The organism is Haloarcula sp. CBA1122 (genome assembly GCF_009741785.1).
Classification (GTDB): Archaea; Halobacteriota; Halobacteria; order Halobacteriales; family Haloarculaceae; genus Haloarcula; species Haloarcula hispanica.
The window spans coordinates 45,267-58,526 of sequence record NZ_WPCB01000006.1; the positions used below are offsets into that span (position 1 = coordinate 45,267).

General features: G+C 64.6%; 16 protein-coding genes and 1 tRNA gene. 4 read left to right on the forward strand and 13 right to left on the reverse strand.

Translation table 11 applies throughout. The annotated features are described in order from the left end of the window. Window positions 1-18: 18 nt before the first annotated feature. The 4 genes from queC to GJ630_RS03890 form a co-directional block, all read right to left on the reverse strand. The gene (gene queC, locus GJ630_RS03875) at window positions 19-717 is read right to left on the reverse strand and encodes a 7-cyano-7-deazaguanine synthase QueC (RefSeq protein WP_129755607.1); all 699 of its coding nucleotides are present in this window, start codon (window positions 715-717) and stop codon (window positions 19-21) included. A gap of 24 nt (window positions 718-741) precedes the next feature. Next, the gene (locus tag GJ630_RS03880) at window positions 742-1,524 is read right to left on the reverse strand and encodes a 7-carboxy-7-deazaguanine synthase QueE (RefSeq protein WP_191449416.1); all 783 of its coding nucleotides are present in this window, start codon (window positions 1,522-1,524) and stop codon (window positions 742-744) included. Beyond that, the gene (locus tag GJ630_RS03885) at window positions 1,524-1,973 is read right to left on the reverse strand and encodes a 6-pyruvoyl tetrahydropterin synthase family protein (protein WP_050037084.1); all 450 of its coding nucleotides are present in this window, start codon (window positions 1,971-1,973) and stop codon (window positions 1,524-1,526) included. Before GJ630_RS03885 ends, GJ630_RS03880 begins: the two co-directional genes overlap by 1 nt. Before the next feature lie 94 nt (window positions 1,974-2,067). Beyond that, window positions 2,068-2,346, reverse strand: a complete 279-nt coding sequence (locus tag GJ630_RS03890) for a hypothetical protein (RefSeq protein ID WP_371726922.1) — start codon at window positions 2,344-2,346, stop codon at window positions 2,068-2,070. Window positions 2,347-2,480: 134 nt separating this feature from the next. Here GJ630_RS03890 and GJ630_RS03895 point away from each other — a divergent pair, with 134 nt between their 5' ends. Next, window positions 2,481-3,170, forward strand: a complete 690-nt coding sequence (locus tag GJ630_RS03895; protein ID WP_371726923.1) for a hypothetical protein — start codon at window positions 2,481-2,483, stop codon at window positions 3,168-3,170. A gap of 466 nt (window positions 3,171-3,636) precedes the next feature. Here GJ630_RS03895 and GJ630_RS03900 read toward each other — a convergent pair whose 3' ends face one another. Next, a complete protein-coding gene (locus GJ630_RS03900; RefSeq protein ID WP_050037085.1) occupies window positions 3,637-4,965 on the reverse strand; it encodes a M28 family peptidase in 1,329 nt (442 codons plus the stop codon). 61 nt (window positions 4,966-5,026) lie between these two features. Continuing rightward, on the reverse strand, window positions 5,027-5,359 hold the full coding sequence (locus tag GJ630_RS03905) for a hypothetical protein (RefSeq protein WP_014041321.1): 333 nt from the start codon (window positions 5,357-5,359) through the stop codon (window positions 5,027-5,029). Between the two features lie 215 nt (window positions 5,360-5,574). Here GJ630_RS03905 and GJ630_RS03910 point away from each other — a divergent pair, with 215 nt between their 5' ends. Next, window positions 5,575-5,799, forward strand: coding sequence for a hypothetical protein (locus tag GJ630_RS03910; RefSeq protein WP_050007275.1), 225 nt, complete (start codon window positions 5,575-5,577; stop codon window positions 5,797-5,799). A gap of 16 nt (window positions 5,800-5,815) precedes the next feature. Here GJ630_RS03910 and GJ630_RS03915 read toward each other — a convergent pair whose 3' ends face one another. The 6 genes from GJ630_RS03915 to GJ630_RS03940 all read right to left on the reverse strand — a co-directional run bounded on the left by GJ630_RS03915 (window position 5,816) and on the right by GJ630_RS03940 (window position 10,317). After that, on the reverse strand, window positions 5,816-6,133 hold the full coding sequence (locus GJ630_RS03915) for a 2Fe-2S iron-sulfur cluster-binding protein (protein ID WP_014041323.1): 318 nt from the start codon (window positions 6,131-6,133) through the stop codon (window positions 5,816-5,818). A 22-nt stretch (window positions 6,134-6,155) separates the two neighbouring features. Next, complete coding sequence (locus GJ630_RS03920) at window positions 6,156-7,553, reverse strand: selenium-binding family protein (protein WP_014041324.1); 1,398 nt, start codon at window positions 7,551-7,553, stop codon at window positions 6,156-6,158. 112 nt (window positions 7,554-7,665) lie between these two features. Further along, a complete protein-coding gene (locus GJ630_RS03925; RefSeq protein ID WP_014041325.1) occupies window positions 7,666-8,568 on the reverse strand; it encodes an NAD(P)-dependent oxidoreductase in 903 nt (300 codons plus the stop codon). 43 nt (window positions 8,569-8,611) lie between these two features. Then, window positions 8,612-9,496, reverse strand: a complete 885-nt coding sequence (locus GJ630_RS03930) for an NAD(P)H-binding protein (protein ID WP_050007261.1) — start codon at window positions 9,494-9,496, stop codon at window positions 8,612-8,614. A gap of 114 nt (window positions 9,497-9,610) precedes the next feature. Beyond that, a tRNA-Arg gene (locus GJ630_RS03935) sits at window positions 9,611-9,683 on the reverse strand. A 49-nt stretch (window positions 9,684-9,732) separates the two neighbouring features. Then, window positions 9,733-10,317 carry a 2Fe-2S iron-sulfur cluster-binding protein gene (locus GJ630_RS03940; RefSeq protein WP_014041327.1) on the reverse strand — a complete coding sequence of 195 codons (585 nt, stop codon included), beginning with the start codon at window positions 10,315-10,317 and terminating at the stop codon, window positions 9,733-9,735. Between the two features lie 145 nt (window positions 10,318-10,462). Here GJ630_RS03940 and GJ630_RS03945 point away from each other — a divergent pair, with 145 nt between their 5' ends. Beyond that, window positions 10,463-10,912, forward strand: a complete 450-nt coding sequence (locus GJ630_RS03945; protein WP_129755612.1) for a type IV pilin — start codon at window positions 10,463-10,465, stop codon at window positions 10,910-10,912. Between the two features lie 18 nt (window positions 10,913-10,930). Here the strand turns inward: GJ630_RS03945 and gnd are convergent, their stop codons facing one another. Beyond that, a complete protein-coding gene (gnd, locus tag GJ630_RS03950) occupies window positions 10,931-11,854 on the reverse strand; it encodes a phosphogluconate dehydrogenase (NAD(+)-dependent, decarboxylating) (protein WP_256369579.1) in 924 nt (307 codons plus the stop codon). Between the two features lie 244 nt (window positions 11,855-12,098). Between gnd and GJ630_RS03955 the strand changes: the two genes are divergently transcribed. Next, a complete protein-coding gene (locus GJ630_RS03955; RefSeq protein ID WP_191449419.1) occupies window positions 12,099-13,196 on the forward strand; it encodes an aminopeptidase in 1,098 nt (365 codons plus the stop codon). The last annotated feature ends 64 nt before the right edge of the window (window positions 13,197-13,260 follow it).

A 13,260-nucleotide genomic window follows, 5' to 3' on the forward strand; every position in this document is an offset into this window, starting at 1 on the left:
CAACCGCCTGCAATCTACTTACTCAGCGTACGTCGGCCGTTCCGCGTACTCGATGGGGTCCCGTTCGCCGATACGCTGGAAGGCTTCCAGCCGGAAGGCGCAGGCGTCGCACGTCCCGCAGGCCGGTTCGTCGTCCCGGTAGCAGCTCCAGGTGTCCTCGTAGGGGACGCCGAGTTCGACGCCGCGCTCGGCGATGTCGGTCTTGGACCACTCGACGAAGGGCGCGACGAGGTCGATGTCGGTGCCGGGCTTCGTACCGGCGTCGATAACGCTCTGAAAGGCGTCGAAGAAGGCGGGCCGGCAGTCCGGGTACCCCGAGAAGTCCTCGCTGTGTGCGCCGATGAAGACGGCCCCGCAGTCGTTGGCCTCGGCGTAGGAGACCGCCATCGACAGCAGATTGGCGTTGCGGAACGGGACGTACGAGGTCGGAATCTCGTCGCTGTCGGTGTCGGCGTCCGCCACGTCCATCGAATCGTCGGTCAGCGACGACGCGCCTATCTGGGTAAGGTGGCCGGTCTCGACGTGGAGGAAGTCCGCCGCGTCGACGTGGTCGGCCAGCGCGCTGGCGCAGTCGTACTCCCGGTCTTCGGTGTTTTGCCCGTAGCTGGTGTGCAGCAGGTACAGGTGGTCGTAGCCGCGTGTCTGTGCTTCGTAGGCCGCCGTGGCGCTGTCCATGCCGCCGGAGGCGAGCACGACAGCGCGGGTATCGTCGGTCATCGTTGTACGTGGTGTCGCAAGCAGTTACGTTCCCGGTGCGTCGTTCCAGAGGTCGACGTGGAGTCGCGGTGTGTACCGGTAGCCGAACTCCAGCGCGAGGTCCGCGACTGTTTCCCGGGTCGCTTCGAGTTGGTCGCGCGTCTGGCCTTCCGGCATCAGTAACACGTCGTCGTCACGAACGCGGGTAGACACGGCGTCGCGGAGTCGCTCGACGAGGCGCTCGATTTCGGCCATATCCTCGCGGCCCGTGACGACGAACTTCAGTTGCGTGTCGTAGGTTTCGACGAGTTCGGCCAGTGTCGGCAGGTCGAGCCGGCGCTCCTCGTGGCGGTCCGCCCACTCGCCGTCACCATCGGGATCGCGTTCGGCCGTCGGCGTACTGGAGGCCAGTTTCGGGCTGACGCTGGCGAGGTCGATAGGGGCGTCGGGGACGACGGTCCCGTTGGTCTCGACCGTTGTGTGGTAGCCCCGGTCGGCCAGCCGTTTCAGCAGGTCCGCGCTCGAATCCTGGATGAGCGGTTCGCCGCCGGTGAGGACGACGTGGTCGGCGTCGTACGCCTCGATAGCCGCGAGCACGTCATCGACGGTAAACCAATCGTGGGTCGGTTCCCAGGAGGTATGATAGGAGTCACAGAACCAACAGCGCAGATTACAGCCGCTGGTCCGGACGAACACGCTCGGGACGCCGGCCAGTCGGCCCTCGCCCTGAAGCGACTGGAACAGTTCGTTGATGGGGAGATCGCCCGTCTCCGCGTCGGCGTCCGTCCCCTCGATATCGAGCCCGGGCGCGTCGTTTGCGACCGGCATCAGCGGGTACAGAGTTCGCTGGTCTCCCGAACGGAGACAGCCACGTCCGACACCGTCTCCGGGAGGCGGTCGGCGAGTCGCTGCTCCAGTATCGTCGCCATGACTTCGGCTGTCGGCGGGTGGTCGAGGACGACCACAGCGTCGCCGTCGCCGCTGGCGTCGAAGGCCTCGACCAGTGGGTCGCCGGCCTCCAATAGGAAGCGGTGGTCCCACTCGTCGACCACGTCCGTGACCTCGCCCTTGTCGACGACCCACCCCTCGTCGGTGAGTTCGCCGGTGACGCGGACAGTTATCTCGTAGTTGTGTCCGTGTGGGCGCGAACATTTCCCGTCGTGGTGTCGCAGTCGATGGCCCGCAGAGATCCGGATCGGCCGGTCACCGCCGACGACGAGTTCGCGTTCGCCCGCGTCGGCGAGCGTGTCCTCGGCCTTCGATAGTCGCTGAGACATACCACGGTATTATCATTCGGTGTCTTAACTCTCACGGGAGCTGGCCCACCAATGTCTCGATACTACGGAGCCAACAGTAGTTTGATGACCGGTATCAGCAGTCGTCGACGGCCGCAAGTCGTCGGTTCATCGCTCGTAGATACTCGGCGGCAGCATCGGGATGGTCGTTATCTAGCGCGGTGTTCACTTGCTCGCAGCCGTGCAACAACCGCGACCGCAGATCACACTCCGGCAGTTTGTTCCGGCTGACCGTCTCAGCCGTCGCAACTGTCTGTCGGGCCGTATCGAACTCCGCCGCGATAATCGCTGTTTCGCCCTCTTCAGCGAGTTGTGTCAGCACCGCATGGACGCCGCTGGGCAGGTCTCTGGGCACATCCGCGGTTAGTTATGCACAGTCATAACGCTCGTGTTAGTTGTACAGCGATGGGCGGCGGCCCGTATCGCGAACGACTATCGGCAACGGACATCGGCGTAAGGGATAGGTCGCTGCAGCCCACAGAGTCGGGTGTGACACGACGTGCCGTCGAACGGGAGTTCGAACGTTACCTCTCGCAGTTCGTCGACGAGACGTACGCGGCCTTCGACGTGGCAGCCGTGCTACGCGGGTCAAACGGGAGCGGAAGCCGCGTTGCGGGCAAACTGCTGAACAACAGCCGCCCGCTGGAGCGCCACGTCGTCCGGCCGAAACTCCAGTCCTACCAGCAACAGATACTCGCCCAACTGGAGCCCGTACTGGATTACGCCGCCACTGACGCGGCGTTCGATACCTATGCTGACGAAGTGCTGGCCCGTGATATCTACTGGAACGCACTTCGTGACACCGTCCGTGGCGACCGCCGGGACCGGATTCGAGAGAGCCTGCTGGCCCGCCAGCAGTCGTTCGGGGATGACCTCGCACCGCTTGTCGCCGCCGACAGCGACGACTTCTGGACGGCTGTCACCGACGCATATGATCAGGACAGGGCGACGGACATCGTCCAGACCCATTTCGAGTTCTCCGTCCCACTGCGGGAGAATCAGAACGCCTTCGCCTTCGAACTCACCATCGACCCTGGTGAGGTGCTGGGCGGTCTGGCACGAGCCCTCCCTACGCTCGACGTCGAGTTCACCGACGAGGCGTTGCGGTCGATGCGACGGGCTGAACAGCAGGTCATTCCGTCGGCGAAGGCTGACGTAGAACAGGCCTACGAGTCATAGACCGGCTCCGCCGCTGGGTGTCGCCTTGCATCGCGCTCGCTACTGACTGGTGTTCCTCAGAGGAATAGTCCGAAAGTGGACACGACGGCCGTCTTGGCACATGGACGGCCGTTGTGTCAGGTATTGGTGTTGGTGTTGACTGACGACGGCAGGGATGGTTTACTCACGTCGACTCGGCCTCGGACTCCGCGAGACCGATAAGCATGGGAGCTTGGCAGCGAACGCCGGTGACGGCGTTCACATACGGCTACAGTACGTAGACCAATCAACCTGCCATCGATTTCCAGGTACCCATATGGTAAATAACCTACGAAATATGTTACTTCTATACTGAGTAAATCATTATATCCAATCGTCAGCGACCAGAGAACCGGAACACTGGAGGAGGCGAAAATGCTAGAAATCTGGTAGTTCTTTCGCACAGGTGGCGGGAGTCGAACGCGGCAGTGAAGTGACTGGCGTCGCGTCAGTCGTCGAAGGGCCAGTCACCTGTAATCCGCATCCCTTCGGCGAGGTTCTGGGCTTCGAGCGCATCGGCTATCTCTGCGGGGTCTTTGTGAGCAGATCGCACTGAGTCGTCTGCAAGTGTCACGGCGAGTTCGGTCAGGAGGACGGCCTGCTCGCGGAACGTCCGGGGCTCCAGTTTGTCCAGCGTATCGGCGTGGGTGTGGCCCCAGCCACGCCCCTCACCGCCGGTTTCGCTGGTCACATGATAGCCGGGGACGCCCCGGCGTACGAACGGCCAGTGGTCGCTGTGGGGGCCTTGCTCCGGCGTGAGCGAGATTGGGTGATCGAAGCGGTCGGCCACGTCCTCGGCGGCGGCCGCGAGTGCGTCGAAGCCGTGGGTGTAACACTTCAGCGTGCGGCCCTGGACGACGCCGTCGAAGTTGAGCACGGCCGTCACGTCGTCGGGAGCAGTTTCGTCGGCGAGGCGGTTCGACCCCACGAGGCCGACCTCCTCGGCACCGAAGGCGACGAACTCCACGCGTGTCTCCAGTTCGTCTTCGCGGCCGGCCAGCGCGCGGGCGGCCTCGACGACCATCGCCGTTCCGGCCCCGTTGTCCATCGCCCCCTCCGCGATGTCGTGAGCGTCGACGTGGCTGGTCACCAGCAGTCGTTCGTCGGTGTCCGGTCCCAGTTCGGCGTGGACGTTCTGGCTCGTCGCGTCGGGCGTCCCGCAGTCGACGCTGACAGTGATATCGTCGCCCGCGTAGCGACGCGACAGTCGCGCGCCCGTCTCGCTGGCGACGCCGATAGCCGGAATCTCGCCGATAGGTGCGTCTGCTGTCCCGACGCTTCCGGTCGGCGGCAGGACGCCCTCGACGTGGTTGCGGTAAACGAATCCGACTGCGCCGGCCTCGACGGCGTGATAGTACTTTTCCCGGCGGTGGATGTACCGGTCGTACCAGTCGGGCACGTCAGAGCGGGCCATCACTATCTGGCCCTCGCAGTCGGCGTCTTCGAACTCCTCCGGGAGGCCGTGCCCAACGTCGACCAGTTCGCCGGTCACCTCGCCGGCCGGCGACCGCGGCAGGGCGATACACTCGTGGGCCTGTGTTGCGACCGGTGACCCGTCAACGTGGACGGCGCTGTCGCCCCGTTCCCAGCCCTGGATTGCGAACTCCGAGAGCCGAGCGTCGCGGGCGTACGCCGCCAGCGCGTCCCGAGTCGCTTCTGCGGCCGCCCGTTCGCCGTCGCTGCCTGCCATCCGGTTCCCGATGTCGACCAGCGTCTCCAAGTGATCCCAGCCGGCCGTGCTGGTGAACGTCTCGCCGATCCAGTCAGTGTCGTCCATACGTCCCGGTGGGGCCGTGCCGGGTTTGAAATTAGGGGTCGTCGGGCGGCCGACGAAGCAATTACGAAGGGGCGAGCGGGCCGTACCGGCTGGCGAACCCGTATCCCAGAACTGCGACTGCAGTGATGGCGAGTCCGAAGAAGAGCAGCGAGAAAAGGAGGTCGAGCGGCGTGACGGCTATGACCGGCCGGTCCAACAGGCGGTAGAACGCCGAAAGGAGCCCGCTACCGAGGACACTCGCGGCGAGAAACCCGCCGAAACTGGCGAGACCGACGGCGGAGGCGGCGGCGGTGCAGTACCGCTGGGACAGGTCGCGCCGCCTGGCGTCGGCGTACACCAGCGCGGTGACGGACGGCGACACGAACAGGGCGACAACAACCGGGAGGAAGGTCATATCTGGGAGATGGCTGGAGAGGATACATAAAATCGGCTCCCGATAGCTGGCCGGTCAGCGGTCCGGTGCGCCGTTGTCCGGGGCACGGCATCGATGACAGCGCCGTCGCGGACGTGCCGGCGGCCATCGAAGCCGAAACCGACTGCATCGAACCGGCGGCAGGGTTCGGACCGTCGCGGGGTACGCTTTTGCCGATTCCGTCCGACTACCCGGGTATGTCCGCCACACTGCGCGAAGCGGTCGCCGAGCCGGTCCGGGACGCCGTGCCGTTCCTGGTCATCACCGTCCTGTGGGTCGTCGTGATGATCGTCCTCTATGGCCTGTTTCTCCTGACCAAGCCTGGCGACATCACCTACGACGCCTGGGTCCACGCGACAGTGTTCGTCATTCCAGCTATCGGGTTTCTGGGACAAATCCTCCAGCAAGCGCTGTCGGGCTGAGCGGAATCGGTGCCGGTCACTTCCAGGGGTTCGGCACCAGTTCGGCCTGTACCGTCGCGCCGACGGCGAGGTGCGCGTCGGTCGTCGGCTCGGCGACACAGAGCAGGACGTAGCCGTCTGCCAGATGCTGCTCTTTGAGCGCCCGCGGCGGGCGGTGATGGACCACGTCGCCGGACAGCAGGCGAGCGGTACAGGTCCCGCACGCTCCGGTTCGACAGCCGAACGGCAGCCCGATATCCGCGGCCTCCGCGGCGTCGAGTATCGTTTCGCCGTCTGGCACCGAAACCGTCTCCGTCCGGTCGCTGTCCCGCCAGTCCAGCAGGACCTCGGTCATCGGCCGCCCAGTCGCATCGTCCTCATTGCCACACGTCGCTGGTACAGTCGCCGTCGGGCCACCGGATCTCGTGGGCGCGAGCAGGGCCTTCGGGTAGGTCGCCGAAGTCCACGAGGAAATCCCGGTCCAGCGACATCGTCCCCGTCCGCGGGTCTACGTCGGCTTTGAGCATCACCGACCCCTGCTCGGCCTCCTCGGGGAAGAACTGGTTGTCCCACGACGAAAACAGTGAGGTCGTCCAGTACAGCCGATCGCCGTCGAGCGAGAGCTGGAGCATCTGCGGCCCGGCGACAATATCGCGACCCTGGACCTGCTCGATGTCGCCGAAGTAGCCGCCGATAGAGATGGAATCGGCTTTTCGGGGGTTCGACGGGTCCGAGATGTCGTACATCCACACCTCGCCGTGGAGCCAGTTCGACCCGAAGAGGTAGCGGTCGTCCATCGAGATGAGGATGTCCGTCACCAGTGCCGGGACCGGCATGTCCCACCCCTCGTGTTCGCGGTCGTCGAACTCGATGACCGGCTCGGCGTGATATTCGCCATCCGATTCATGGAAATGGATGATATTCGAGGATAGCGCCGCGCCGACGTAGCCGTGCGTGCTCTCGGGCGTGTGCAGGAAGCGGGCCTCTAGCGGAATCAGGCCGTCCTCGCCGAGGTCGATGGTCTGCTCGACGGTGCCGGCCTCCCAGTCCCAGAAGTTGAGCCGCTGGCCGTACTTGCCGTCCTCGACATCGTCCAGGTCGAAGCCGGGGTAGTACGTCTTCGGGGCCGCCCACTCCGTCGACAGCATCACGTTCTGGCGGGGCTGGTACCAGTAGTCGTAGTTCATCTCGATCTCGCCGGGCGGGTCCCATCGGCCCTGCACCTCGAAGTCGTCGTTCAGTTCCAGAAAGCCGCCAGGGAGGTCGCCGTCGGCATCGCCGAGCATGGAAATGAGAATCTCACCGTCGGGGATGCAGTGGACGGTGTGGGGCGCGGAGAGGTCGTGGTCGTACACCGCCTCCGGTTCGATGACTTTCGTCAGTTCGGGGTCGCGGCGCTCCTTCGTGTCGACGATGTGGATGCGCGAGGAGCGCTGGCCGGGAATGACGAGGTGTCGGCGCTCCAACCCCTCCATGTGGCACGACGACGAGCAGGCGTTCCACCCGAAGTGGTGGAGTTCGTCGCCCTTGTTCGGCATCTGGACCCGGTTGATGATTTCACTGTACGTGTCTGAGTCGGGGTCTACGTCGACGACGGCCAGGAAGTCCGGCGCGTCGACGTCCTGGCCGACGTGCAGCCCCATCACGTAGGCGGTCCGTTCGCGCTCGGCCTCCTCGATGGCCGCCTGCGGGGTGGCATAGCCCGGCCCCTCGTGGTCGTGATGCTCGTGATGGTCGTGTGTCTCGCTCTCTGACGGCTGTTCGGCGTCACTCATGCATGTTAGTTACATACACATTACATTTTAGCAACGTGTTCCGGATGAAACGGCCGCTACATGCGGCGTGGTAATGGCGGCGTCCGGATCGATGCGCGGGCCGCCGCTGACTTCACGCCAGTTGTCGCCAGCTCCAAGTCGGCTCCCAGTCGAGCAGCCGCTCGGCTTTCGTCGTGTCGATGAGCGTCGCATACGGGTTCTCGTCGTCGGCTGTCGGCCCCCGGTAGTCAGCATCAGGGTACAGTTCCGCCGCGAGTTCGGCGCTCGGCGTCTCGGCGCTCGTATCTGGTGCCGAGACCCAGACGCGTTCGTGGCCGTCGAACGACGCCGCGACGGCCCGCTCGACGAGCCGAACGGCGTCGGTGGTGTGGACGTACGCGTACAGCGTGTTCCGCTGGGTGTGGAAGTGCGGTGACGCCCGAGACCCGGTGAGTGTCCGGTCTGCCTCGACGAACGTCTCCCTGGCCAGGTCGTCGTCGACGACCCACGGAAGCCGAAGCGACGTGATAGTGTCCGGGGCGTCCGCACTCCGGCGAGCGAACCCGTCGGCGGTGATCTCCAGTGCCTGTTTCCCCATTGCATACGGGTTCGACGGCGTGAGGCGGTGGTCCTCGTCGATCGGAAGGTAGTCGACTGTGATGGGGTCTGATTCGAACCCGCCGCCGATAGCGCTGAAACTCGACGCCAGGGCAACCGTATCGACACCCAGTTCGCCGGCCGCCTCCAGCACATGATAGCTGGACATGACGTTGCTCTCGTAGGTCCGGTACCCCGGCGTGTGGTCGGGCGTGGGAATCATCCCGAGATGGACGACCGCGTCGGGGCCGGATTTTGCGAGTGCGCCGTAGACCTCGCCCGCATCGAGCAGGTCAGTCCTGACGTATGCGTCCGAATGGTCTTCCTCCCGTTTCCCACGGGAGAGGTTGACCGTTCGATACCCCGCTGCAGTCAGGTGTTCGAGGACGTGCTGGCCGACGCGGCCGTTGCCACCAGTAACGGCGACCGATTCGGGCATAGCTACGTCTGCACCGCACAGCCCCAAAACAGTCCCGCAGGGCCTACGATGCCATCAGCGACCGCCGAACGGCGTCCTTGATCGGCGTCTGGTCAATCGGCACGACGTCCTGCAGGTCCATCTCCGGGTCAACCGTGACCGGGTTCCGCATACTCTCGGCCAGCGGCCGCGCGATGGCGTACTGTACGTCTGTCGTGAAGCGAAGCCAGTGCGAGGACAGGCCCGGCGTCATCACCGGCACGGCAATGATAAACACCCGCTTGCCCTTCTCCGCGGCGGTGAGTTTCAGCAGCGACTCGTAGGACCACACCGACGGCCCGCCGATGTCGTAGGTCTCGCCGCGGGTCTCGTCGGCACCGAGTAGCTCCACGAGGTAGCTGATTGCGTCGTCGACGCCGATGGGCTGACACGGCGTTCGGACCCACTTGGGGACGAGCATCAGCGGCAGGCGGTCGGTCAGGTCGTCGACGATCCGGAAGCTCGCACTTTCCGGGCCGATGATGACCGCCGCCCGGAGCACTGTCAGATCGAACGACCCTTCTGCGAGCACCGACTCGACTTCGCGCCGCGACGCCAGATGAGGCGAGAGGTTCTCCTCGTCACCGCTGATGCCGCTGAGATAGACGACCCTGTCGACCCCCGCAGCCGACGCCGAGTCGGCGAACCGGCGGGCGTAGCGACGGTCTAACTCGGCGAAGTTCTCGGACGTGAGCGAGTGGATGAGGTAGTACGCAACGTCGATATCGTCACAGAGGCCATCGAGGGAGTCTGGGTCGCCGAGATCGCCCTCGAACGGCTCGACGCCGTCGGGAAAGGATTCCTCGCTCGCGCTCCGGGAGAACGCCACCACCTCGTGGCCCGCTTCGGCCAGGGTATGAACCAGTCGCTGTCCGATGAATCCGGTCGCACCCATAACGAGCACACGCATGTGTTCGTACCTTGTGTCGGAACCTCAAGGACGTTGCGGCGATTGCCGTGCAGTCCTGCCGCTGTCTAGAGCTGTAGGACGAGACGTATCGGTCACAGTGTGGCCGCAAAATAGCGGGCGGCGAGGGATTTGAACCCCCGACCATCTGGTCCGGAACCAGGCGTTCTGTCCGCTGAACTAGCCGCCCACGAAAAGTGCTATCAGACTGTCCGTCTTAACGGTTGTGAACCGCAGCGTCAAGGTGACTCGCCGGTTTCGAGGGTGAAGTCGCTGGTCGGATAGGCGACACAGGTCAGGCAGTACCCCTCTTCCATGTCGTCATCCATCAGCGAATCGTTGTTGCTGTGGCGGATGTAGTCCTCGGCCGGGCCGTCCTCGATGTGGCCGGCACAGGAGATACACTGGCCCTCGCGGCAGGCATAGGGGAGGTCCCAGCCTTCCTCCTCGCCGGCGTCAAGGAGCGGCTCGTTGTTGGCGACCTCGATCGTTTCACCCTCCTTGGCGAATTCGATCTCGTAGTACTCGACCTCGTCCTCGGCGATGTCGTCGGGGTCGAAGCCCTCGTCCTCCTCTTCGGCCTCCTCGCCTTCGCCGAGTTCGCCTTCGGCCTCACCAGCCGGAATCGCTGTGGCACCGCCACCACCGATAGAGCGGTTGTACGGCTCCGGGAAGTCCGTCTCGGGGACTGTCGCGGCCCGCTGCTCGAGGACCTCCTGGGAGATGTCTTCCGGTGCCTCCCAACCGGTCCCTTTGGCGTAGTGGAGCGCGACCACTATCAGGGTGAGCGTGGCCCCGGCGGCGAGTCCAACGAGTTCTACCATGTGTCCGGCTATGGAATACTGGTTTAATTAGCTGTTGTTTCACCCGCAGCCGCCCGCGAACGGCCCGGCCACCAGACGACTGTGTGCCCGGCGACGGGCGATTAATTTCCACAGTGTTTAGTACTATCAATTAATGGAGTGTGTCGTGGGACTAAAAGATTCGTGGAACGATCTCGGTACCGCCGGAAAGGTACTCGTCGGACTGGGCGTCGGCGTGGCTGTCCTGTTCATCCTGATTCCGATCATCATCATCGTCGCGGCGATAATTGCGTCCTTCGTACTGGGCATGGGTAGCAGTGGCGGCGACGTAGCTGTGGCCCCGCAGGCCTCGTTCACGTTCGAGTACGAGGAGACGACAGACGGCGTCGTTGCCGTCGTGACACATGACGGTGGTGATACGATCAGTGCAGAGCAACTCACTATCGAAGTGGCGGACGGACGAACAGTGGGGTGGGACGATGACGACGGCGAGGTGACCGCCGGCGACCAGTCACGCGTTAGCGTCGAGGACGGAGCTGAAGTCAGCCTCGTTTGGCACGGGGACGATCAGACAACGGTGCTCGCAAAGGGTACCGCTCAGGCAAGCGAGTTCTGAAGCGATACGGTAGCACACTCACGTCCGACGTGGGACGTCGTGGCGACCGAAGCCGTATCGGAGGCGGCTGGCGAGGCGGCGCGAGAAGCGGCCGTCGTCGGCTCGCGAGCCGAACCGCTCGGCCAACGACTGGTAGATGAGCGGGATCGGCACCTCCTGTTCGAGCGCTTCTTGCACGGTCCACGTCCCAGTCGACCCGCCTTCGACGCGGTCGGCCACGTCGCCGAGGTCGTTGCCCTCCTCGCGGAACGCTTCCTCGCAGAGCTCCAGCAGCCACGAGCGGATGACGGCCCCGTTGTTCCAGGTGTTTGCGACCGATTCCAGATCGAGGTCGTACCGGCCGTTAGCCAGCAGTTCGAAGCCCTCGCCGTAGGTCTGCATCAGCGCGTACTCGACCCCGTTGTGAACCATCTTGACGTAGTGGCCCGACCCCGCCGGCCCCATCCGGTCGTGGCCGTCGGGGCCGGTCGCGACGGCGTCGAAGACGGGAACCAGTTCGTCGTAGGCCCACTGCGGGCCGCCGACCATCAGCGAGAAGCCCAGCTCCGCACCGGCGGGGCCGCCGGAGGTGCCACAGTCGAGGTAGGCCGCATCGGTCGACTCGGCACGGCGAACCGAGTCCTCGAAGTAGGAATTACCGCCGTCGACCACGATATCGTCATCGTCCAGTGATGGGGCCAGTTCATCCAGCGCGGCGTCGACCGGGTCCCCGGCTGGGACCATCAGCCAGATTCGTTTCTCCGAGCCGAGTTTCGCCGCGAGGTCGGCGATGGACGATGCCGGCTGTGCACCGGCTTCAGCTGCGTCGACGACGCTCTTCTCGTCGATATCGAAGACGACGACCTCGTGGCCGGCTTCGAGCACGCGGTCGACCACGATGCGGCCCATGCGTCCGAGTCCGATGACGCCAAGTTCCATACCGGGGAGTCGCTGACCGAACAGGTAGGGATTGCGGTTCGACAGAAAAGCGTGGCACGAACACCATCCGTGCCGTCGTCAGTCATGGTACCGCCCCGGCCGACCGTCTCGGAAGCGGTCGTGGGAGCCAGCAATTGCCACGAGTCCTGTCCCGTACTGCACCGGATACTCCGGCTCTGGAACGCAAAAAATCCACGGAATACAATCACATCGTCCGTTGTAATCCCGGGACCACCGCCGTTTTGTTCCGGCCACTCTTGGTGAGAATATGGACGACCGCATACGCGAACACGCCAGGATTCTCGTCGACTGGAGCGCTCGCATCGACGCGGGCGACGACGTGGTCGTGGCTGTCGAGGACGGCGCACACGATCTCGCAGTCGCTGTGGCCGAGCAGCTTGGCGACCGCGGCGCGAACCTCCTGTCGACGTACCAGTCGGACGAACTCACGCGGGCCTATCTGGGGGCCCACGACGGGTCATTCACCGAGAACCCCGAGTACGAACTGGCGCTGTACGAACGGGCCGACAGCGTGCTGTTCCTGAAAGGGTCGCGGAACACTACCGAGACGGCCGACGTGGACAGCGACCAGCGACAGGCGTACTCGACGGCGCGACAGGCAATCAGAGAGGCCCGGCTGGACACCGACTGGGTGTCGACCCAGCACCCGACGCGGGCGATGGCCCAGCAGGCCGGGATGGCCTACGCTGACTACAAAGACTTCGTCTACGACGCAACGCTCCGGGACTGGGAGGCGCTGGCGGAGGAGCAGGCCCAACTGAAGGATATCCTCGACGACGGCAAAGAGGTCCGAATCGTGGCCGACGGGACGGACATCACGCTGTACATCGACGGCCGTATCGCCGTCAACTCCGCCGCCAGCGTGGCCTACGACTCCCACAACCTCCCCTCCGGCGAGGTGTTCACCGCGCCCTACGACACCGCCGGCGTCGTCACCTTCGACGTGCCGATGACGATACAGGGCCGCCGGGTGAAAAACGTCGAGCTGACGTTCAAGGACGGCGTTGTCGTCGACTGGGCGGCCGAACAGGGCGAGGGTGTCATCGGCGAAATCATCGGGACCGACGGCGGTTCGCGCCAACTGGGCGAGCTCGGTATCGGGATGAACCGCGGCGTCGACCGCGTCACCGACAATATCCTCTTCGACGAGAAGATGGGCGGGACAGTCCACCTCGCGCTCGGCCGCGCGTACGATGCCTGCCTGCCCGAGGGCGAGTCCGGCAACGACAGCGCCGTCCACGAGGACCTCATCACGACGATGGGCGAGGGGTCGCACCTCGAAGTCGACGGCGAAGTCATCCAGCAAGACGGCATGTTCCGCTGGGAAGACGGCTTCGAGGGGTAGCTGTCTCGGTACTTGCGGTGCTGTGGGTCGGGAATAGATGTCATGATTCTGTGGGCCGGGAGCG